The following is a 22,646-nucleotide window of genomic DNA, read 5'->3' as shown; positions in this document are numbered from 1 at the left end:
TCGCGGCATTTGGCCCCATCGGGCGATGTTTCTGGTTCTTTTACTCGGATTTTCCTGCGGAAAGCCCGAATCGGAGGTGATCACTCCCCATCGCCAATCCCTGACCGAGTCGGTCTATGCCTCAGGCATCATCAAAGCCAGGGACCAATACGAGGCCTTTACTTTGGCCAGCGGACCGATCCAGGAGATTTTCGTCGAGGAAGGCGACACGGTCAGGGCCGGCGAGCCCATCCTGAAGGTTTTTAGCGAGCGGGAAGCCCTCAGCAGGGAAAACGCGCAGCTCAGCCAGGCCTATGCAGACCAGCAAGCCAACCAGTCCAAACTGCGGGATCTGGAGCTGGCCACCGATCTGGCCAAGAGCAAAATGGTGAACGACTCCCTGCTGCTCAGTCGCCAGAGAAAGCTTTGGTCCCAAAATATCGGCAGTGCCGTGGAGCTGGAGCAGCGCGAACTGGCCTACCAAAACTCCAAGACCGCCTACGAATCCTACCTGCTCAGGCATCGCGATCTCCGGCGGGAGATCGAGTTCAACTCCAAAAGCGCCTCTAAAAACTTGGCCATCTCAAAGGTCGTCGAAGGAGACTACACCCTTCGAAGCAAGATCGACGGGGTGGTCTTTTCCATCCTGAAAGAAAAAGGAGAAATGGTCAGCCCACAGACTCCGCTTGCCGTCATCGGCAGTGCGGCGGAGTTTCTGCTGGAACTTCGTGTGGACGAATACGACATCTCCAAGGTCGAGCTGGGCCAAGTGGCCCTGGTGACGATGGACAGCTTCAAAGAAGAAGTCTTCGAGGCAAAGGTGACGCGCATCTATCCCATCATGGATCCCCAGTCCAAGAGCTTCACGGTAGAGGCCGTCTTCACGCTGTCCCCTCCCAAGCTTTTCCCAAACCTGACCCTGGAAGCCAACATCGTCACCAGCGAAAATCCATCGGCCTTAGTGATCCCCAGAAGCTATCTCTGGATGGACAAAAGCGTGCTCACCGAGGACGGCGACACGCTGCCGGTCAAAGTGGGATTGAAAAACTTCCAGTTTGCCGAGATCCTGGAGGGAGCGGACGAGCAAACCCGGATAATCCCCCCAGGCCAATGAAGTGGGGCCTGATCATCGAAATAGCCAAAGCGCTGATGCTCGCCCGACGAAAGCAGACGATCATTGCCGCGACCGGGGTACTGTTCAGCATCACCATGTTTGTGGCCTTGCTCGGCTTCATGAACGGGCTCAACTCCATGCTGGACGGCCTGGTCATCAACCGCACTCCCCACATCCGCTTTTACAACGAGATCCGCCCCAACCCCAACCAACCCATAGACCAAAGTGAGCGCTTTGGCGAGTCGCTAAATATCATCCGCTCCATCAAGCCGAGTACCGGCAGGCTGGCCATCTACAACAGCGAGGCGATCATGCGCAGCTTGGAGGCCGATCCCCGGGTCTTGGGAATCAGCCCCAAGATCTCCGCTCAGGTCTTTTTCAACGTCGGCACCATAGACCTCACCGGCATAGTCAACGGGATAGCGGTGGAGAAAGAAGCCGAGCTTTTTGCGTTCTCAGACTACATCACCGCCGGTGACTACGGAGACCTAAACCAAACCAACACCATCATCCTGGGGAAAGGGGCGGCTGACCGCATGCTCGCGGACATCGGCGATGTCATCCAAGTGACCACGGCACAGGGCAGCCGCTTGCAGCTGAAGGTCGTCGGCTATTACCAGTCAGGCCTCGGCGACTTTGACAACGTCAACAGCTACGCTTCCCTAGCAACGGTGCAAAAAATGCTGGGAGAGCCTGCCTCCTACGTCACCGACATCCAGGTGAAGCTCCACGACCTGGATCAAGCTCCCGCCATGGCAAGGGAACTGGCGGGGATTTTCCAGATCGATGCCGATGACATCCAGACGGTCAACGCGCAGTTTGAAACCGGAACCAGCATACGCACCATGATCAGCTACGCAGTGGGCATCACCCTGCTCGTCGTCTCTGGCTTCGGCATCTACAATATCCTCAACATGATGATCTATGAAAAGCTGGACACCATCGCCATCCTCAAGGCCATCGGCTTCGACAGCCGGGACATCAATCGGATCTTCATCACCATCGCCCTGGCCATAGGATTCGTAGGTGGGGCACTGGGGCTTTTGTTCGGATTTTTGGCCGGCTTGGGCATAGACCAGATTCCGTTTGAGACGGAGGCACTGCCCACGATCAAGACCTTCCCCGTGGACTACAACCCCAAGTACTACCTCATCGGGGGCACCTTTAGCCTGATTACGACCTATTTTGCGGGATTTTTCCCGGCCAGAAAGGCCAGCGGTGTAGATCCTGTAGAAATCATCCGCGGAAAATGAGTGCACTGCAAACTCCCCTACTCGAAGCGAAAAACATCGACAAGTTTTTCTTCAACCCCACGGAAACCCAGGTGTTGAAAAAGGTCTCGTTTCAGATCAGGCGGGGGGAGTTTGTCTCGGTGGTGGGAAAGTCCGGCTGCGGCAAGTCCACGCTGCTCTACATCCTATCTACGATGGACACCGACTACAAAGGGCAGCTCAGTTTGGATGGCGAGTTGATCTCTGGCCGATCCGCGGACTACCTCTCCAAGCTTCGCAATGAAAAAATCGGATTCGTCTTCCAATTTCACTACTTGCTCAACGAGTTTTCGGTGTTGGAAAACGTGATGATCCCCGGGCTCAAGCTGGGAAAATACTCCAGACAAGAACTGGAGCACCGGGCACTGGAAAAGCTCAGGATTTTTGACATGGAGGATCATGCCCGCAAAAAAGCCAACCAACTCTCAGGCGGACAAAAACAGCGCGTGGCCATTGCCAGGGCCCTGATCAACGACCCCTTGCTGATCATGGGCGACGAACCTACGGGAAATCTCGACAAGAAAAATTCGGACATCGTGTACAACAAGTTCAAAGAGCTAGCCGCCGACTTTGGACAAACGATGCTGATCGTCACCCACGATCCGGAGTTTGCCGAAGGCACGGACAGAATCATCGAGATGGAAGACGGCCGGGTGATCAGGCAGTAAGCAGATTGCAGTGGGCAGCAGGCAGTGTCGCTTACTGCGTACTGCCCACTGATCACTTCTTACTGGATAGCCGGTTCCTGCTGGCTGAGGCAATGGAAAGAGCCCAAGCCCCAGATGATGTCGGTGGAATCGATTCCCACGACCCTTCTGCCAGAGAAGCAGTCCGTCAGGATATCCAGCGCTTTTTGGTCGTTTTTGTCGCGGAAAGTCGGCACGACCACGACCTCGTTGCCGATGTAAAAGTTGGCGTAGGAGGCTGGCAGGCGCTGCTCTTCCCAGATGACCGGACTAGGCATGGGCAGCTCGACGATATTCAGCTGCTTGCCGTTTTCGAGGCGCATGCGCTTCAGCATCTGGAGATTTTCGTCCAGGATGGCGTGATTTTCGTCGGCTTTGTTTTCCTCCACCACAGTCACGACGGTGTCCTCGTTGACAAAGCGGGTGATGTCATCGATATGGCCGTCGGTATCGTCGCCGATGATGCCGTCACCCACCCAGAGGATATGGTTCACCCCGTAATAGTCGCAGAGAAAACCCTCGATTTGGGACTGGCTAAGCTGCGGGTTCCGGTTTTCGTTGAGCAGGCAAGCGGCCGAGGTCAGGAGGGTTCCCTTGCCGTTAAACTCCACCGAGCCGCCTTCCATGACGATGCCCGGACGGAAGCAAGGGATGCCCAATTCCGCCGCGATGTGCAAAGGGATCAGGTTGTCCAAGTCGTGCGGAGGATACTTTTCACCCCAGGCATTGTACTCCCACTTCACCAAGGCCTTCTTCTGCTCGGCTTTTGGATTGATCAAAAAGGCAGGCCCATGGTCGCGGCACCAGGCGTCGTTGGTTGGGAAAAAGTGAAAGCTCACCTTGCCCAGATCCACACCGGCTTTTTGCAGCTGCGTGACCGCAAAGGCCTTCATCTCCTCGTCGGCGACGTTGATATTGACCTTTTGTCCCTTGGACACTTCTTTGATAAAAAGCGAATAGGGCGCATAGATCGTGTCGAGCTTGCCGGGCCAAGAGGCCTCCTTGTGCGGCCAGCTCAGCCACATAGACTCCTGCGGGGCAAACTCCGCCGGGAAATAATAGCCCAGTTCCTTGGGAGTGGCCGCACCCGTGCGCGCCAGTTCAAAAATGTCTCTCATGGCCTATTCTTCGTCAAGGAATCGCTTGGTGATCGGGCTGTAGGAGTCGATACGGCGGTCTCTCAAGAAAGGCCAGTGGGTTCTGTACCGATCAGAACCGGTCAGATCCAGCTCCTCCACGTGGATTTCCTCTTCCAAATGAGGCGCTTTGTAAGTCACCCGGCCAAAAGCATTGGCGACAAAAGAACCTCCCCAAAACTGCATCGGGCCCTCAATTCCGGTTCTGTTTACAGACACCACCGGAATCCCGTTGGCCACTGCGTGGGAACGCTGGATCGTCTGCCAAGCGCCATACTGCTCGTCGTTGGTGGCTTCGTCCTGCGAGCCAGCCCAGCCGATGGCGGTGGGATACACCAGGAAATCGGCACCCTTGAGCGCAGTGATCCGCGCAGCCTCGGGATACCACTGATCCCAGCAGATCAGCACGCCAATATTGCCAAATTTGGTATGGAAGACCTTATAACCCAGGTCTCCAGGGGTAAAGTAGAATTTCTCAAAGTAGCCCGGATCGTCTGGGATGTGCATTTTGCGGTACTTGCCCAAGTAGGCCCCGTCCGCATCCAGCACGGCGGTCGTGTTGTGGTAAAGTCCCTCGGCACGCTTCTCAAAAAGTGAAGCGACGATCACCACGCCCAGCTCCTTGGCCAGGGCTCCGAGGATATCGGTAGAGGGGCCGGGGATCGCCTCGGCCAACTTGAAGTTTTCGTAGTCTTCCACATCACAGAAATACAGTGATCGGAAGAGCTCCTGCAGCACAACCACTTGGGCGCCTTTTGCGGCGGCCTGGCGGATGCCGGCGATGGTTTTGTCCATGTTTTCGGCCACATTCCCAGAGCAACTGAGCTGGACCATCCCTACTTTCACGTTTTTGTTTGCCACGATAGATCGTTTTGGTGTGTTGGGGACAAAGATACCCCAGAGCAAAGGGATTGGCAAATGAGAAGGGAATTGGAATGGGGAAGAGGGAAAACTTAGATCGTAAGTCAAAGCTCACCACCTAATTAATCAATCATCCAAATATTTCTTTATATTTACCAGATAAGCTGCTACAGATCCCAAAAACACTTATAACATAGATATTTCAAACTAAATATTGACTTTTTTTACCAGCAAATTTCAAAATGACTCAAGAGGAAAAACTAAAGAAAGCTTCAAGCGTATTTAGTCCAGCAGCCCCGATAGAAACAAGAGACCTCTTCTTTGGAAGAATTGAGCAGTTTCAAAAACTAAATGAAGCGATTAACGAAAGAGGTATGCATTCGGTAATATACGGTGATAGAGGAGTAGGAAAGACGAGCCTTGCAAATATCGCCTCCCTGGTTTACAAAGGCGTAACTGTTTCTAAAGTAACATGCAACCGAACAGAAGACTTCAAATCTATTTGGCAAAAAGCTCTCAATAAAGTAAGCTTCAACTTAAACAGCAAAAAAATTGGATTCACAGCAAAGAGTACTCCAAAGACCATTCAACTCGATCTATTTCTTCCTGAAAAAGAGACAATTGATTCAAAAGATATAGAATCTGTATTGAGCAATCTTGACAATAAATTACTTTTTATATTTGACGAATTTGATAGTATAACAAACACAGATGTAAAAACTAGAATGGCCGATACGATAAAACTACTATCGGACAACATGCCAAATATAACGATCTTAATTGTTGGAATCGCGCTCGATGTAAACGAGTTAATTGGCCACCATCCATCTGTTGAGCGATGCTTGCTCCAAATCTACACCCCTCGAATGTCTAATAGCGAGCTAGGAGAAATTATTGATGGTGGTTTAGCTCAGATTGGAATCAAAATAAATTCTCCGCAAAGGAAGAAAATAATAGAATTTTCTACTGGATTCCCAAGCTTTACTCACCTTCTATGTAAACATGCTGCAATACATTGTCTCCAAAGTAACAAATCTATGATTGATAAAGATGACTTAGATTTTGCAATTGACAAAGCGCTAGAAAATTCAGCACAATCGATAAAAAACGCTTATCAAATTGCAACTCTATCAAGCAAATCCGAAACATTATTTTCCGAAGTACTATTTGCTTTGGCTTCGTCTGAAGTTGATCAATTTGGATTTTCATCCAAAAGAGACATATTAGACTCTCTATTTAACTTAAGCGGAAAAAACTATACTAGCCAACGGATAAACTACTACATAAATGATCTATGCAGTGAATCAAGAGGCAAAGTAATCGAGAAAATTGGTGAAAAAAACAATGTGAGATTTAGATTTAGAAACCCAATGATAAAATCATTCATTCTAATGAAAATGAGCTCCAATAAATCAAACAAAAAATAGTTCCAATCCCACTGGAAACAGTTTTTTTTTAGTTCAAATCAACAATTCTACCACCGATTTCCAAACATCTTTTTCTCTCCAATATAGGTTTCCGTAAGTTAACAACTTCAACTAGTCAATCCTTTATCATCATGACAAACACGCTTAAAACTTCTGTCCACCAGCTAGTGGATGAAATTGAAAACGAGCAGTTGTTGGAAACACTGCGGGATTTTCTTTCGCTGAGAAAGGCACTTCCCTCTGGAAAACTCTGGGAAGAACTGCCCGAGGACAAAAACAGGACATCCTAATGGCACTGGAAGAATCTGAGGATGAGTCTACGTTGATTTCGAGAGAAGATTTTCTGAATCCAAAAAAGTGAAAATCCTCGTCGGCAAGCGAGCCAATAGGGACTTTCTCGCGATACTGGACTATCTAAAGTACAAATAGGGCCCCGCATCAGTCGAAAACATCAAATCAACCACCAACGACTTTTTCTATATCCTGGAGAACTACCCTGGATAGGTACTGTCTGGCGTGCTGGGGAGAATTACTTCGTGGGCATTTGCAACCCTGCCAGTCTGCTCAGGCAGGTCGGAAGACCCCGACACGTCGGGCAGGCGATGACCGATAATCATGTTCGGGAACCTATTTTTCCCATAATCGAACAAAACTGTCCGATCAGCTCCCGAGCAAAACCAGAAACCCGTCTATTTTCGCCCATTTTCGAAGATCGCAAAAGGCATGGCCTTGGATTGGGGTATCTTGTCAAACCGAATTTCCGACCGACCTACGCAGCTATGTGGAAAAACTACCTCAAGACCTCTTTTAGAAACCTGCTCCGACACAAAGGCTACACGCTGATCAACCTCCTCGGCCTCAGCTCCGGGATGGCGGTCAGCATTTTTATCCTGCTCTGGATCTTGGATGAGGTGTCCTACGACCGGTTTTGGGCCAATAGCGACCGCATCCACAGTGTGATGATCCACTCCGAAATGCCGGATGGCAGCCTTTCCTCCCATCCCGTGCCCACGGCAAGCCTCAAGGACGTCCTGCTGGACGAAATCCCCGAGATCGAGGCTGCCGCTCGGTATAGCTTTGAGACGGACTTGCTGGTGAAAAACGGGCAAGAGGGTTTTAACGAAACCGGAATCTTTGCCGACCCGGCCTTTTTTGAGGTGTTTCAGCTGCCCTTTTCCAAGGGAAATCCGGGAGATCTGAATACCATCGTGCTGTCGGAGGAGCTGGCGGCGAAGCTTTTCCCGCAGGGAAACCCCGTAGGAAAGACCGTCAGCCTCAACCAAAACCATGTGCTCACGGTGGCTGGTGTCTTTGAAAACCTCCCGACCAACTCCAGCCTGCAGTTTGACTTCATCGCCCCCTTTGAGCTGTACCTGAGGGAAAATCCCTGGATGGAAAACTGGCAGGCTGGCGGCTCCCGCACGGCGGTTTTGCTCCGTGAAAACAGCCAGCTCCCCAACGCAAAACTCTCCGGCCTGATCCAAGCCAACTGTTCCGAATGCAGCAGCACGGCCTTTCTCTATCCCTACGCCAAGCTGCGCCTTGAGGGAAGATTCGAAAATGGAGTCAATGCAGGCGGCAGGATCGAACAGGTGTATCTTTTCGGTTTTGTGGCGCTGCTGATCTTGGTGATGGCCTGCATCAACTTTATCAACCTAGCCACGGCCCGCTCAGGCACACGGGGTCGGGAAGTAGGCATACGCAAGTCCATCGGCGCCCAGCGCGGCGAGCTCGTCCTCCAGTTTGTGATGGAGTCCATGCTGCTTTCCTGGATCGCGCTGCTCTTTGCCGTCCTGCTGGTGCAGCTGCTGCTTCCCTTCTTCAATGAGGTCACACAAAAATCCGTCGACCTGGACTTGACCAATCCTTCTTTTCTCATCGGCACGCTGTCCATTACCCTAATGACCGGCTTGCTTTCCGGCAGCTACCCCGCCTTTGTCCTGTCGGGATTCAATCCCATGAGGGTCTTGAAGGGAGACAGCCGAGCCATGCTCAGTGGCAGCAGCCTGCGGAGGGTGCTCGTCGTGGCGCAGTTTGCCACCTCGGCCATCCTGGTGGTGGGCAGCATTGCGATCTACCAGCAGATCCGCTACATCGGCGAGCGAAACCTGGGCTTTGAAAAGGAAAACATCCTGGTCGTGGATCAAAACGAGGGCATCGTCCGAACCTACGCAGGCATCAAAAACGACCTGCTCCAGCTGCCTGGAGTGGAAAATATCGCCTTTGGGGGAAACAGCATCTTCTCCGTGCCCATCACCAGTCCCGATCCAGTCTGGCCTGGCAAGCCGCAGGAATCGACGGTCAACTTCAAGATTTTCCGCTGTGACGAGGGCTTCCTCCCTACCCTGGGAATCCCGCTGGCAGAGGGCCGTAACTTCCTCGGAGTACAGGACGGCGCCAACTATATCATCAACAAAAAAGCCGCCGAGGTGATGGGCTTGGATCCCGAGACGGCGGTGGGGACTCCCCTGGAAATGTGGCAGGGCAAAGGCCAGATCGTCGGTGTCACGGAGGATTTTCACAACGACAACCTGCGCCTGGGCATCGAGCCGATGGTCTTCATGTATTCGCAAAACGTCGGCTCCTACTACTTCATCAAGGTCTCCGAGCAAAGCCCCATGACCGCCACCATAGCCCAAATCCAGTCGGTATTCAAAAAACACAATCCCGACTATCCCTTTGAGTTCAGCTTTTTGGAGGAGGTCTTTGACCGAGAGTATCAAAACGAACAGGTCATCGGCAGGCTTGCCTTGGCCTTCACCTGCATTGCGGTGCTGATTTCCGGGCTGGGCCTGTTTGGATTGGCCTCTTTCACCGCAGCCCAGCGCACCAAGGAAATCGGCATCCGAAAGGTGCTCGGCGCCTCGGCGGGCAGTCTTTCCCTGCTGCTTTGCGGAGACTTCGCCATCTTGGTTTTGGCCAGCCTGGCGATTGGCTTTCCCGTGGCTTGGTATTTCGTAGGGGAGTTTCTCGAAGGATTCACCTACCACACAGAGATCCGATGGACGCTCTATCTGCTCACCGCCATGCTGATGCTGGGACTGACTTTGCTCTCGGTGGGCTACCATACACTGAAGGCCGCCTGGACCAATCCGGTGGATTCCTTGCAAAACGAGGGCTAAGCGTCCTTGATTTGTCTTGGGACAAGATTTAGCGGACAAACATTTTCCATCGTTCTGACCTCAGTTCACGGAGAGATTAAAATCCTCGGCGCTAGGATTTGATTGGTCGGTTTTCTATTTTTCCACTTTGAGACAATAGAAAAACCCATGACTAAAAACCTACTCCTCAGCTTTATCCTGATCGCCATGCTGGGCTTTGCCGCCCGAGCCCAAGAGGCGCTTTTTGGGGCCCAGCAAATCGTATCCCCGGAAGTAAATGCAGACGGCACGGTCACCTTCCGCCTCATGGCACCCCATGCCCAGACCGTGCAGATCACGGGGGATTTTCTCCCTACAGAAAAAATGGACACGCCCATGGGCCAAATGGACGGCCCCGGCAAAGCTGCCCTGACCAAAGACGACAAAGGACTCTGGACCTACCAAAGCGCCGCGCTCAAACCCGAACTGTACAACTATTCCTTCATCGTCGACGGCTTCACGACCACGGATCCCAACAATCCCTTCCTGATCCGGGACGTCGCCTCGGCGACCAACATCTTTCTCATAGGTGGTGGGCATGCGGACCTCTTCAAGGTCAATGACGTCCCACACGGCTCGGTAACCCGAAGATGGTACGACTCGCCGGGACTGGGCATGGATCGCCGGGTCACGATCTATACGCCTCCCGGATATGAAAGCTCCAAGGACTCCTACCCCGTCCTCTACCTGCTCCACGGAGCCGGCGGAGACGAGGAGGCCTGGATCAACCTGGGCCGCACTTCCCAAATCCTCGACAACCTGATTGCAGAGGGCAAAGCCAAGCCTATGATCGTGGTCATGCCCAACGGCAACGTGATCCAGGACGGCGCGCCGGGCGAAGGAAGCAAGGGCTTTTATAAGCCGCAGTTTATGGTGGCCAAAACCATGGATGGCACCTACGAGGCCAACTTCCAAGACATCATCCGCTTCGTGGAAAGCAACTACCGCGTAAAAGCGGACAAAGCCCACCGGGCTATTGCGGGCCTTTCCATGGGCGGCTTCCACTCCCTGCACATCTCCAACAACTACCCCAACACCTTCGACTACGTGGGTTTGTTTTCGGCCGCCATCATGCCTCGTGAAGATGCCTCCGGCAAGATGTACAGCGACTTTGACGCAAAGCTGAAGGCCGAAATGGACAACGGCTACCAACTCTACTGGATCGCCATCGGCAAGACCGACTTCCTCTACGACGCCAACAAGGAGTTTCGCGCCAAGCTGGACGCGATGAAGATGCCGTACGACTACGTGGAATCCGAGGGCGGCCATACCTGGAGAAACTGGCGGGTTTACCTCACCGAATTTGCACCAAAACTCTTTAACCAATAAGCCCATGAAACTCAAACTCACCACCCTGGCGCTTGCGCTTACGCTCTCCGCCGGGGCCCACATCAGCCTCCAGGCGCAGGAGATCAGCGCCATGCAAGCCCCGCGGGTCGTCTCCCCTGAGATCTCCGACAGCCGCTCGGTCACCTTTCGGGTCTTTTCGGACAAAGCCAACGCCGTCACGATCAACGGCAGCTGGATGAACTTTGGCGAGACGCTCCCACTGACCAAAGACGAAAAAGGCATCTGGTCGGTCACCATCGACCCCCTGCCGACCTCCATGTACCACTACAACTTCTTCATCGACGGCGTCTCCGCCATCGACCCCACCAACCCCCATGCGCTGCGGGACGGCACCCGCTATGCGAGCCTGCTGATGATCCCCGGCGCGGAATCGGAGGTCTTTCAGCTCAATGACACCCCCCACGGCACGCTGGAGCAGGTCTGGTACGACTCCCCTTCGCTGGGGATGAAGCGTAGGATGTACGTCTATACGCCTCCGGGCTACGACGCATCCAAGGACAGCTACCCCGTACTTTATCTGCTCCATGGAGCCGGAGGTGACGAGGATGCCTGGTCCTCCCTAGGCCGCGCCAACTTGATTCTGGACAATCTGATCGCTGCGGGCAAAGCCAAGCCTATGCTGGTGGTGATGACCAATGGGAACGCCTGGCAAAGCTCCACGCTGAAGCAAGCTCCGGGAGTGGCTGCCCCCACCCGCGAAACCTATGGTCAGTACCAGGGAAAATTTGAGAAAAGCCTCGTGGAAGACGTGGTGCCCTACATCGAGAAAAACTACCGCGTGAAGTCTGACAAGAGCCATCGCGCCATTGCCGGTCTATCCATGGGCGGCGCGCACACCATCACCGCTTCCACCACCTATCCGGGCAAGTTTGCCTACATCGGGGTATTCAGCAGCGGGATCTTTGATGCCAATGCGGACATGGCGGAACTGGAGAAAAAATTCACCGCATTGAAAGACAGCGGTGTAGAGAAGTATTGGGTAGCCTGCGGCAAAATCGACTTCGTCATCGAGTCCAACCAGCGCCTGCTTTCCATCTTGGACAAAACAGGATTGGAGCATGAGTACCACGAAAGCGAGGGCGGCCACACTTGGGCCAACTGGCGGGACTACCTGGTGCTGTTTGCCCCGATGTTGTTCTAAAGTCCATCGGCGACAGTAGGCAGATGAAACAAAAAGCCACAGCTGCACGGATTTGATCTGTGCAGCTGTGGCTTTTTCCGTTTTGGACTTTTGATTTAGGATTTTCAGATTAATCTTCATGATTATCCGCAATCTTGCCAGTAAGCGTATTCACTTCTCTAATCGGGTCGGATACTTCGACTTCGCTCAGTACAGGCGACCGATGACCGATGACCGAAGTAGGGCAAAGCCCCACTTTCATCGTTCTTTCGGATTGACACGGCTGCCTACTGGCATAAAAGCGGACAATCATATTAATCTTTCCAATCGCTCTTGCCAATCGTACAATTTTGAAATATTTCAATTTTATAACCAAATCATAAAAAAACCGGTCTCCACTGCATGGAAACCGGCTCTTTCACGGGGAAGAATACTGTTACAGATCCTCCAGCCCGATTTCAGCTTTTACCAGCAAGGCTTCCGTACGGTGGGCCTTGATGAGGCTCAGCGTCTTTTCGGCGTAGCCTTTCACGGTAAAGTTCTGTCCGTTGTCGATCTGGTTTTCAAACATAGACTTGGAGCTTTCCAGCGCGTCCAGCTGAAACTGCACGTAGGCTTTGTCAAATTCCTCGCCTTCCAGCAGCGCCAGTTCGTCGTACTTGGCCTGCATCTCCGCTGAGATATCCGCGGAAATCTCGATTTCCTTGGAATCGGCAATACCTTCCAGTTCTGTCCAAGCCTCGGTATTGTCCTCCACGATCATGCTGGAATATTCCAAGACGGAATCATCCTCGCCTTTGTCCATGGCCAGCTGGCCCATGCTGATCTGCGCGTTGATAAACTGGGAGGAGGAAACGGCGAAATTGCGATCTTGCTGGCTCACGGTATCCACGATGGGCTCGTCGTCTTCATCGGTGCAGGAGGACATTCCCACCATGCAAAATGCAGCCAGCAGTACGGCTCCTGATCTCTTGACCATGGCGCTTCTGAGTGAAGAGGTGTGCGGGGTTTGATTGATTGTTTTCATGATAAATAGTTGGTTTAGTGTTCGGCACCACCTGTTACAAGGACTGTTCCGTATGCCAAAAACCTGTTTTAGGCGGTTTTGGCCACCTCCATCCTGTGTATCATACCAACAGTCTGTCCCAATAACTTCCCATGTTCGGGGTTTCACAGTATAGCTACAGCCGAAAAGCACCAAAATCAAAAAAACCATCCCGCAACGCTGCAGAATGGTTTTTGCATAGAAAGTTAATCATCACTCAGTGTCAGCTTGCGCCAACGTCTTCAGTTATACTTGGGGTCAATTCCATCCGCCTCCCAAAGCTTGATAAATGTTGACCATGGCATTCATCTGCTGCATTTTGGTCTCGACCAGCTCCATCTTGGACTCTAGAGCCTCTCTTTGCGTCAGCAAAACCTCCACATAGTCAGCTCGGGCAGATCTGAAAAGGCTGTTGGAAATCGAGATGGACTCTGTGAGCGCAGACACCTGCTGAGCCTTGAGCGCGTAGCTTTTGTCGAGGTTGTCTATCTTGGAAAGCTGGTTTGCCACCTCGATATACCCGTTTAGGATGCTTTGCTCATAGTTGTAGACCGCCTGCATCTGCTTGTTGTTGGCGGAGTAGTAGTTGGCTTTGATCGCGTTTCGGTTGATCAAAGGCGCCATCAGATCTCCGGCCAGGGAATAGAGCATGGACTCCGGCGTATTGAAGAGAAACTTGGGATTGAAAGCCTGATAGCCCAAGCCGGCAGTGATCCGAAACTGCGGATAGAAGTTGGCCTTGGCGACCTTCACGTCCAGCTTGGCAGCCTCCAGATCCATCTCCGCTTGGCGGATATCCGGACGGTTGGCCAAAAGCTGGGAAGGGATACCTGCCCTGATCAACTGCGGCGTCAGCTGCTCAAAAGAAGCCGAGCTCCTTTGGACTGGCTGAGGGAAACGCCCCACCAGGAAGTTGATGCGGTTTTCGGTCTCGGTGATCTGCTGATGGATATTGTAGATCAAGCTTTGGTTTTTGGCTACCTCCGCCTCAAATCGCTTCACCGCCAACTCGGTCACTTTCGCAGCTTCCTTTTGGAGCTTGACGATATTCAACGCGTCCTTTTGGATGTCGATGTTCTGGTTTAGGATCGCCAATTGGTTGTCCAAAGCCATGAGTTCAAAGTAGGAATTGGCGATCTCGGCTACCAAGGTGGTGACCATGAAATTTTTGCCTTCCACCGAGGACAGGTAGTTAAACACTGCCGCTTTCTTGGAGTTGCGCAGCTTTTTCCAAACGTCGAGTTCCCAGGAGGCATAGGCTCCTACCATGAAGTCGGAGTAAGGCTCCGGAAACTCCTCGCCGGGTCGGATTTCAGTGTTTGCTTCCAAAGCCCCGTATCGGGTGTATCGGCCTACCTTGTCCATTCCAGCGCCGGCCTGAATATTCACATAGGGCAGGTACTCCCCTTTTCTGGCGCGGATCTCGTTGTTTGCCACGCTGATCTCCTGAAGCATCATGTTCAGTTCCTGGTTGTTGGCCAGCGCCGTATCGATCAGGGATTTCAGGTTGGGGTCTTTGAAAAACTCCCCCCATTTGACCTCAGAGACATTGCTGGTGTCCTGAGAGCCATTGTAGCTCTCAGGCACTTCCTTATTTTCCGAACGCGTCGGCGGCGCGGTGATTTTACAAGACCATACAGCGAGCAAGATCAAAGCCGCTGCAAGGGATTTGGTGATGATATGCTTAGTCATTGTCGTATCCTTTTTTGTTCAGCAACTTCTTTAACTTCTTGATGGCACTCTCTCGGTAGGCGCTCTCTACAAACTCCTCACTCAGCGGAGTCTCGTCCTCGTCACGGATCATCTTGCGCCCATCAGCCATAGTACCAAAGATGTAGTACAGGCCTGGCACGATGATCACACCGAAAATCGTCCCGAAGAGCATCCCCCCTAGTGCCGAGGAACCGATGGTCCGGTTACCGATCGCACCCGGGCCAGTCGCGATGACAAGAGGAATCAAGCCCGCGATGAAGGCAAAGGATGTCATCAAAATGGGACGGAAACGGACTTTGGCACCCTCGATGGCAGCAGCCAAGATGGTGGCTCCCTGCTGGCGCTTCTGCACGGCAAACTCCACGATCAACACCGCGTTTTTACCCAAAAGCCCCACCAACATGATCAAGCCGATCTGGGCGTAGATGTCATTGGCCAAGCCCATGCCTTTCAGCAAGAGGAAGGAACCAAATACCCCGGCAGGAAGCGAGAACACCACCGCCAGCGGAATGATGAAGCTTTCGTATTGCGCCGCCAAAACGAGGTACACGAAGATCAACACGACGATGAAGATGTACACCGCCTCGTTGCCACGGCGGGCTTCGTCATAGGACAACCCCTCCCAAGCGATGTCATAGCCGTGTGGCAAAGTCTGCTCGGCCACTTCCTGGATGGCATGGATGGCGTCACCACTGGTGTAGCCCTTGGCGGGAATACCCTTGATGGACGAAGAGGTGTAGAGGTTAAATCGGGTGATCTCGTTTGGCCCCTGCTTTTTCTCCATCTTCATAAAGGCCGAATACGGCACCATCTCCCCATGCTCACTCTTGATAAAGAGGTTGAGGATGTCGCTAGGCAGTTTTCTGTACTCCGGAGCTGACTGGGTGTACACCTTGAAGAAGTTGCCGAATCGGACGAAACCTTGTTCGTAGGTACTGCCGATCAGGACGTCCAGGTTTTCCATGGCTTTGCCGATGGAGACACCTTTCTGCATCGCCAGTTCGTTGTCGATGATCAGTTCGTATTGTGGATAGTTCGCCGCAAAGAAGGTGAACAGACCAGTCAACTCGGGACGCTTTTGCAGCTCCTTCATGAAGTCCGCATTGACTTTGTCAAACTCGTGGTAGTCCACCGTCGAGTTTTTGTCCAAAAGACGCAGGGAGAACCCGTCAGAAGAACCATAACCCGGAACTGCCGGCGGCTCGAAGTACTCGATGACCGCGCCGAGGTCTTTGGTTTTTTCCTCCAGCTCTTCGATGATCTCGTGCACAGAGTGCTCACGATCCGACCAGTCTTTCAGGTTGATCAGACAGGTACCAGCGTTGGAACCACGACCTTCGGTGAGGATTTCGTAGCCTGCCAAAGAGGAGACTGACTGGATGCCTTCCACTTCCTCGGCGATTTTCTGGAGATTTCTGGAGACTTCGTTGGTACGCTCCAGCGTAGATCCCGGAGGCGTCTGGATGATGGCGTAGATCATCCCTTGGTCCTCGTTGGGGATGAAGCCGGAGGGAAGCACTTTGTCCACTGCGAAAATACCGAAAGCAAATGCCGCCAGAATTGCCCAAGTGACCACGCGTCGGTTGACGATGAGGTTTAGCAGGGAGGTGTACCTTCCGGTCAGTTTTTCAAACCTGCCGTTGAACCAGTCGATAAATCGATCTACCGGGGTCTTTTTGCGAGCCTTGCCGTGGTTGTTTTTCAAAATCATGGCACAGAGCACCGGCGTCAGCGTCAGGGCGACTACCCCAGACAGGATGATGGAGCTGGCCATGGTAATGGAAAACTGGCGGTAGAATACCCCGACAGGTCCAGTCATAAAGGCTACCGGCACGAATACCGCCGTCATGATCAGGGTGATCGCGATGATCGCGCCGCTGATTTCGCCCAACACCTTCTTCACCGCCTTGTACGGAGACAAGTGTTCCTCCTCCATCTTGGCGTGGACTGCTTCCACCACCACGATCGCGTCATCGACCACAATACCGATCGCCAGTACGAGTGCAAAGAGCGTAATCAGGTTGATCGTCAGCCCAAAGACCTGCATGAAGACAAAGGCTCCGATCAGCGATACAGGTACGGCTATCGCAGGGATCAAGGTGGACCTCCAATCCCCCAAGAACAGGAACACGACGATTGCCACGAGGACGAAGGCTTCGACCAGCGTGTGCATTACCTTGTCGATAGAGGCATCCACAAACTTGGACACATCATAGTTGATCTCGTACATCATGCCGGGAGGGAAGTCCGGTTCCATCTCCTTGAGCTTGGCTTTCACTTCCTCGATGACCTTGCTGGCGTTGCTGCCTATGTTTTGCTTCAATACGATGGAAGCGGCTGGATATCCGTCCTTGTTGGAATAGATGTCGAAAAACTCCGAACCCAGTTCCACCTCGGCGATATCCTTCAACTTGAGGATTTCCCCCTCGGGATTTGCTTTGATGATGATCTCCTCATACTCTTCGGGCTTGTTGAATCGGCCCTTGTAAGTCAACACGTACTCCAAGGACTGGGCAGTCTTGCCGGAGGCCTGGCCGAGTCGGCCCGGTCTACCGATCACACTCTGTTCATCGATCGCTTCGAGCACCTCATCCGTGGAGATGTTGTAAGCTCTCATTCGGTCGGGCTTCAGCCAGACACGCATGGCATACTGGCGGCTTCCCAGGATCTGGGCGCGGCCCATCCCGCTGATCCGCTGGAGCTCAGGAAGGATGTGTACGTTGGCGTAGTTGTAGAGGAATTTTTCATCCGCGTTTTTGTCCTTGCTGTAGAGGTTGACATACATCAACATACTGGGCTGGATAGGCGTGATGATGACACCCTCCCGCTGCACGAGCGGAGGCAGGTTGTTCATCACCTGATCCACGCGGGTCTTCACGTTGACTACGGCGGCGTTGGGGTCAGTGCCTGGCTCGAATACGATCTGGATCGTCGCTTCCCCGGCACTGGTGGCATCGGAAATGATGTACTGCATCCCCTGCACCCCATTGATCGCGCGCTCGAGGGGCACGAGCGTGGACTCTACCAGTACCGCGGCACTGGAACCTGGGTAAGCGATGAATATATTGACCCGTGGCGGGGCAATCTCAGGAAACTGGGAGATAGGTCTGGTCGCGATGGCCAGCACTCCCAGAAATATAATGGCAAGCGATATGGCTATCGCCAATACCGGGCGTTGAATGAATTTACTAAACATCTTGGCTGTGGTTTAAAGGATGGCCTTATTCAGCGTGTAGGCTGTTTAGTTCAGACAGCACTTTCTCCGGATTGACAAATTCAAACTTGATCTTCTGGTTGTTTTCCACTTTTCGCAGCCCTTCGATCAGGATCTTCTCATTGGCAGCCAAGCCATCGGAGATGATGTATAAGTGGGGCAGCTCGGTCGCAATGGTGATCTGTCTGGACTTGACCACGCCGTCCTCGCCCACGACGAAGACAAACTTTTTGTCCAAGATCTCAAAGGTTGCCTTCTGGGGGATGATCAGGGCGTTAGGATGCGGCACAGGCATCTGGATGTTGCCGGTCTCGCCATGTCTGAGGATTCTGTTGGCATTCTGGAAAGTTGCCCGAAAGGCGATGTTACCAGTCTCGTTGTTGAAGTCGGACTCGATGGCTTCGATCACGCCTTCGTCGGCAAAGCGCTTGTGGTTGGCCATCTGCAGGTGAACTCTCGGCATATCCTCCAGCGAGGAGGAAGACACCAGGTCGAGGTACTCGGCCTCTGGGACGTTGAAGTACACCCACATTTTGGCATTGTCGGAGAGGGTGGTCAGCAGCTCTCCCTCGTCGAGCAAGCTTCCCTGTCTCACGTCATTGAATCGACCCATGATCCCGTCAAAGGGTGCTCTGATCTCGGTAAAGCCCAAGTGGGCTTCAGCCAGGCTCAGCTCCGCCTTGGCTTTGGTTAGTCTGGCTTTTGCCAAGGCCAGTTCATTTTGCGACACGACATTGCTGTCCGCCAGACTTTTGGTATTGAGGTATTCGATCTCGGCAAAGTTGGCCTCAGCCTTGGCGATCTCCATCTCAGACTGGTAGATGACCGGCATGATGCGGAACATCAATTGGCCTTTTTTGACAAACTGGCCCTCGTCTACATAGATGTTTTGAAGGTAGCCTTTCTCCAAAGCCCTCAGCTCGATGTGCTGGGAAGATCGGATCTGGCTGACGTAGTCGCGAAAGACTACGGTGTCTTTTTGGATGGGGTTGGTCACCTGGAAGGTGGCGTCTTCCTCATGTTCGGCGTGTTTGGATTCACAGCTGGTATGAAACAACAGCGCAGCCACTCCCACCGAAAGGAGAATTCGATTGAAATTCATAATGTTGGATGTTTGAAAGAGTGATGTAATCAACGGTCTGGGGAACCGGAAAAGCGCCGATCTGGATCAGGCCTTTCTCCCCAAAACTCAGGGTCTATTGCTATTGAAAAAGGTGACCAAGTGGTATGGACTTGGCCCAGGCAGCAATTAAATAGTGAAGACCCCGTTGTACACGTGCAAACGGTGGGTGTGTATATAGAAGAAGTTTCGGTAATACCGCAAAAACCGGACGTGGTATTTCCTGAAACTCAGTGAAAGAAGGCAAATGAAAACCGCGCCAAAAGCAAGCTGAAGCTCTAGGGAGATCGATCCGGTGTATTCGTCGGGATCTTTTTCCAATACTTCGGAATCCCAGTCTTGGTTTTGCTGGTCTGCCGAATGGTCGGTTTTTACTTTTGGGCTAAAATGCGCGACTCGCGACTCTACTTTGACCGGCTCTCCTTGCGACGAGGCAAAATCCAATGTTCCGCCGTAGAAGGCAAGGAAAAGCTGGCTGTATCCTATCGACAGGATAAGCACAAAACTAAGGGCTAACCGAAGCGCTTTTCTGAACATGACCACAAAGCTAAATCGAGATATTTTATCCAGCAAGTGAAAAATCATTAATTTTTTGAAAGAAAAATTGCAGACTTCACAACCAACCGCCTAACTCACAACGATTTCCATATTATTGATTTCCAGCAAAATAAAGCCAACACCCGCCATTCAAGCCCATCAAAGCCGAAACAATCCGGGCTAGCCCATCCGATACCGCTGGTTTAGTTTCCATAAAACCAACTTACCCAGCGGGCGATGGAATTGAGCCGACACTGGCTTGGGACTTGTGAAAATCCCTTTTTGACCAAATGTGCCAAAAAAAATCCCGGCCAGATCAGGCCGGGATAGCATCCGGAACGCTTTAGGTGGTCTGGCCAGCGTGTTTTCCTTCCCTGAATTCCTCCACGATCTTTTTGTTGAAGGCGGGAAGATCCTTGGGGCTCCTGGAGGTGACCAGGCCCTGGTCTACCACGACTTCTTCATCCACCCAGCTGGCACCGCTGTTTTCCAAGTCTTTGCGGATGGACGAAAATGAGGTGAGTATCCTCCCCTTGGTCACCTCCGCGTCGATCAGCAGCTGCGGACCGTGGCAGATCGCGCCCACGGGCTTGTGTTCTTCAAAAAAAGCACGGACAAACTGCACCGCGCCCATGTCCCTTCTGAGTTGGTCAGGGTTAATCACCCCACCTGGAATCAATAGGGCATCAAAATCCACCGGGCTCACTTGGTCCACACGCGCATCGACAGGTATGGCATCAGACCAGTCGCCGTCTTTCCAGCCCTTGATCTGTCCGTGCTCTGGAGAAATGACAAATGTCTCTGCGCCTTCTTTTTCCAAGGCCCGTTTGGGTTCTAGGAGTTCGGATTCTTCAAATCCATGGGTGGCCAAGATGGCGACCCTTACGTCTTTTAGCAAACTCATAGTTCTAGTGGTTTAGTGAACAAATCGCCGTCGCCGGCGGCTTTCTGCCTGAAAGCTGCCCTGCAAAGCGCCAAAACCATTCCATGCACCAAAACGGCCGTAAAGCAAGCCTGTATGAGAGTTGACAGGGAGGGAAATCCACAGACTGTACAAAACCTCGCCCACAGTCCCTGCTCCGAAAAAACCATGCAGGCGGGGCTTGCGTCCTTGCTTGATTCAAATAACCATCAGCCACCGGAGCCTCCTGCCATCAGCACGGAGTAGCTCGGAAACAAAAGCCTTCACTTACTGAAACAGGTCGAAGGAAGGCGGGATGGGCCCAAAGAACAAGGACAGGCAAAACAATCCCGAGCGCAGGGTGTTAGACTGGACCAAGCCCTCCCACGGGACATTCTTCTAAGGGTCTTTCCGGAAGTTTCTAAGTCACCAAGCTTCCTATCCATCGCACTGCTAGCCTGCGACTATCTTCCAGCATGGCCAAAAACCAATGCTGTAAACCAAAAAAACCGGATAATCACCGACAAACCATAAAAAAAACCACATGCATAATTGTGACCACAAAATACTTTTATTATATTCTCCGATCACTCAAGGACCTATCACTCCTACGGAACCGGCTACTCAGCGACATTTCCGCAATCGAACGATTACCCACCTAGTACCCTAATACCCTCTTTGGCAGGCACGCTATCTCACCCGGCCTCTCAAAAAGAACCGCCAAAAAAAAGACCTGAAACGTCGATCTAGCCCTCAAGCGGATCAATTGGGATGATGCCCGGGTACGGCCAAAACCCAGGCATACGCCCGTCAAAAACTGGCCAAACAATCAACCATCCTAAAAAAACCGAAACGCTCAACCATGAAAAACCTGCTCCTCTTCTGCATTCTAGTCACAGCCCTCTCCTCCCAGCTGCAGGCACAGGAAGCCCTGACCACCGTCAACCTTGACTTGATCCAAAACCGGATCAATGGCGGAATGCCCCTCCCAGCGGAGGAAAAATTCTACATCCAAGGCGCCATCCCCAATGAAGTCGGACTGGTGAAGGTCGAGCTTTTCCCCTCCAAAAAGTCGGACAAAACAAAAAACACCTACTATTGGAAGCCTCCGTTTGGCTACAAGGAACTGTCCTTCCACATCTTGGTCGAGCACCCGCTGCGGTCTAGCGAGGACTATCAGATCGAGTTCAGCTTTTTCCAAAAGGCCACCCAAGATGAAGTGGCGGAACTGAGAAAACTCATCAAGTCCAACCTCAGCTCCTACCTCAACACCATCACCTCGATCAAAAAGGGGGGAGTCGTCTTTGAGGATTCCAACGATCAGATCCTCAACAACTCCAATGAGATCGTGGAGGCGGGACTTCGCTACTTTGCCCTGCCCGACGGGGCTTCCTTCCCCGGCTTTTCTGACTTGACCAGAAAAAAGCTCGAGCAGCGTAAAAAGCTCAAAATGGGCGATGCCAAGTTCAACATTTTCGGAAAAAGCAAAGAAGAAGATGCCCGCGTCGTCTATGCCAACAAATATTTGGAAGAACTTCAGGGCATCCTGTTTTCAGAAGTCGATCAGTTCCTCAGCTACAACCTGCTGGCCATCGTGGATGAAAAGAAATTCATGAACTACCCTACCGAGAAAAAGCCCAACTCCATCCCCCTGAATATCGGCTACGGCGCGATTCCCCTTTCCAAAAACCTGCAAAGCAAGGAATATGTGCACAGTCCCTATGTCGGTTTTTCCTTTCCCCTTGGCAACCGCACCTTCGCCAAGTTTATGAGCAACATGTCCGTCAGCGCCGGGATGTTTCTCTCCAAAGACATGGAAAACTCCATGGGGGAGCGAATAGGCGGAGTGGCGTTTGACAGGCCGGTATATGTCGGGTTGGGATACAATTTTTTCCGCTTTCTCAGGCTGAATGCGGGCGGCACCTTCCTGAATACGGAAAAACTGAACGGAAGCACTTTCAATGACTTCCAGCCTTTCGTAGGCCTAAGTGCGGAATTTAGACTGTGGGTAGGATTCGGAGACAAAAAATAA

18 protein-coding genes are annotated in these 22,646 nt (G+C 52.3%); 9 read left to right on the top strand and 9 right to left on the bottom strand.

Going from position 1 to position 22,646, the window contains the following annotated elements; all coding sequences use genetic code 11:
* Nucleotides 1-25: 25 nt before the first annotated feature.
* From J0A68_RS16605 to J0A68_RS16595, 3 genes are read left to right on the top strand one after another with little or no spacing between them, the layout of a single operon-like run.
* Entirely contained in the window at nucleotides 26-1,093 is a 1,068-nt protein-coding gene (locus J0A68_RS16605; RefSeq protein ID WP_206579352.1) for an efflux RND transporter periplasmic adaptor subunit, read from the top strand.
* On the top strand, nucleotides 1,090-2,346 hold the full coding sequence (locus J0A68_RS16600) for an ABC transporter permease (RefSeq protein WP_206579351.1): 1,257 nt from the start codon (nucleotides 1,090-1,092) through the stop codon (nucleotides 2,344-2,346). Before J0A68_RS16605 ends, J0A68_RS16600 begins: the two co-directional genes overlap by 4 nt.
* Complete coding sequence (locus tag J0A68_RS16595) at nucleotides 2,343-3,032, top strand: ABC transporter ATP-binding protein (RefSeq protein ID WP_206579350.1); 690 nt, start codon at nucleotides 2,343-2,345, stop codon at nucleotides 3,030-3,032. The genes J0A68_RS16600 and J0A68_RS16595 overlap by 4 nt, the downstream gene beginning before the upstream one ends.
* A gap of 59 nt (nucleotides 3,033-3,091) precedes the next feature.
* Here the strand turns inward: J0A68_RS16595 and J0A68_RS16590 are convergent, their stop codons facing one another.
* Nucleotides 3,092-4,168 carry an agmatine deiminase family protein gene (locus J0A68_RS16590; RefSeq protein WP_206579349.1) on the bottom strand — a complete coding sequence of 359 codons (1,077 nt, stop codon included), beginning with the start codon at nucleotides 4,166-4,168 and terminating at the stop codon, nucleotides 3,092-3,094.
* Nucleotides 4,169-4,171: 3 nt separating this feature from the next.
* Nucleotides 4,172-5,020 (bottom strand): carbon-nitrogen hydrolase, encoded by an 849-nt coding sequence (locus J0A68_RS16585; RefSeq protein ID WP_206579368.1) that lies wholly within the window; start codon nucleotides 5,018-5,020, stop codon nucleotides 4,172-4,174.
* 269 nt (nucleotides 5,021-5,289) lie between these two features.
* On the opposite strand from J0A68_RS16585, the gene J0A68_RS16580 reads away from it, so the two are divergent.
* Both J0A68_RS16580 and J0A68_RS16575 read left to right on the top strand, forming a co-directional pair.
* Nucleotides 5,290-6,474, top strand: a complete 1,185-nt coding sequence (locus J0A68_RS16580) for an ATP-binding protein (RefSeq protein ID WP_206579348.1) — start codon at nucleotides 5,290-5,292, stop codon at nucleotides 6,472-6,474.
* A gap of 131 nt (nucleotides 6,475-6,605) precedes the next feature.
* Nucleotides 6,606-6,764, top strand: coding sequence for a hypothetical protein (locus J0A68_RS16575; protein WP_206579347.1), 159 nt, complete (start codon nucleotides 6,606-6,608; stop codon nucleotides 6,762-6,764).
* A 201-nt stretch (nucleotides 6,765-6,965) separates the two neighbouring features.
* Here the strand turns inward: J0A68_RS16575 and J0A68_RS22950 are convergent, their stop codons facing one another.
* Entirely contained in the window at nucleotides 6,966-7,091 is a 126-nt protein-coding gene (locus J0A68_RS22950) for a hypothetical protein (protein ID WP_262898033.1), read from the bottom strand.
* A 162-nt stretch (nucleotides 7,092-7,253) separates the two neighbouring features.
* Here J0A68_RS22950 and J0A68_RS16570 point away from each other — a divergent pair, with 162 nt between their 5' ends.
* From J0A68_RS16570 to J0A68_RS16560, 3 genes are all read left to right on the top strand, one after another.
* Nucleotides 7,254-9,596, top strand: a complete 2,343-nt coding sequence (locus J0A68_RS16570) for an ABC transporter permease (protein WP_206579346.1) — start codon at nucleotides 7,254-7,256, stop codon at nucleotides 9,594-9,596.
* A gap of 147 nt (nucleotides 9,597-9,743) precedes the next feature.
* Nucleotides 9,744-10,943 (top strand): esterase, encoded by a 1,200-nt coding sequence (locus J0A68_RS16565; RefSeq protein ID WP_206579345.1) that lies wholly within the window; start codon nucleotides 9,744-9,746, stop codon nucleotides 10,941-10,943.
* A gap of 4 nt (nucleotides 10,944-10,947) precedes the next feature.
* Nucleotides 10,948-12,105, top strand: a complete 1,158-nt coding sequence (locus tag J0A68_RS16560; protein ID WP_206579344.1) for an esterase — start codon at nucleotides 10,948-10,950, stop codon at nucleotides 12,103-12,105.
* Between the two features lie 415 nt (nucleotides 12,106-12,520).
* Here J0A68_RS16560 and J0A68_RS16555 read toward each other — a convergent pair whose 3' ends face one another.
* From J0A68_RS16555 to J0A68_RS16530, 6 genes are all read right to left on the bottom strand, one after another.
* Entirely contained in the window at nucleotides 12,521-13,111 is a 591-nt protein-coding gene (locus tag J0A68_RS16555; RefSeq protein ID WP_206579343.1) for a DUF4142 domain-containing protein, read from the bottom strand.
* Between the two features lie 276 nt (nucleotides 13,112-13,387).
* Nucleotides 13,388-14,821, bottom strand: a complete 1,434-nt coding sequence (locus J0A68_RS16550; protein WP_206579342.1) for a TolC family protein — start codon at nucleotides 14,819-14,821, stop codon at nucleotides 13,388-13,390.
* Entirely contained in the window at nucleotides 14,814-18,038 is a 3,225-nt protein-coding gene (locus J0A68_RS16545) for an efflux RND transporter permease subunit (RefSeq protein ID WP_206579341.1), read from the bottom strand. The genes J0A68_RS16550 and J0A68_RS16545 overlap by 8 nt, the downstream gene beginning before the upstream one ends.
* Nucleotides 18,039-18,063: 25 nt before the next feature.
* On the bottom strand, nucleotides 18,064-19,158 hold the full coding sequence (locus J0A68_RS16540) for an efflux RND transporter periplasmic adaptor subunit (RefSeq protein ID WP_206579340.1): 1,095 nt from the start codon (nucleotides 19,156-19,158) through the stop codon (nucleotides 18,064-18,066).
* A 147-nt stretch (nucleotides 19,159-19,305) separates the two neighbouring features.
* Complete coding sequence (locus J0A68_RS16535; protein ID WP_206579339.1) at nucleotides 19,306-19,713, bottom strand: hypothetical protein; 408 nt, start codon at nucleotides 19,711-19,713, stop codon at nucleotides 19,306-19,308.
* A 343-nt stretch (nucleotides 19,714-20,056) separates the two neighbouring features.
* Nucleotides 20,057-20,617, bottom strand: coding sequence for a type 1 glutamine amidotransferase domain-containing protein (locus tag J0A68_RS16530; protein ID WP_206579338.1), 561 nt, complete (start codon nucleotides 20,615-20,617; stop codon nucleotides 20,057-20,059).
* Between the two features lie 859 nt (nucleotides 20,618-21,476).
* Between J0A68_RS16530 and J0A68_RS16525 the strand changes: the two genes are divergently transcribed.
* A complete protein-coding gene (locus J0A68_RS16525; RefSeq protein ID WP_206579337.1) occupies nucleotides 21,477-22,646 on the top strand; it encodes a hypothetical protein in 1,170 nt (389 codons plus the stop codon).

It is taken from the genome of Algoriphagus oliviformis, from assembly GCF_017254915.1.
GTDB classification, from domain to species: Bacteria; Bacteroidota; Bacteroidia; order Cytophagales; family Cyclobacteriaceae; genus Algoriphagus; species Algoriphagus oliviformis.
Note: the sequence above shows the minus strand (reverse complement) of the source record. Positions and strands in the feature narration are given on the sequence as shown.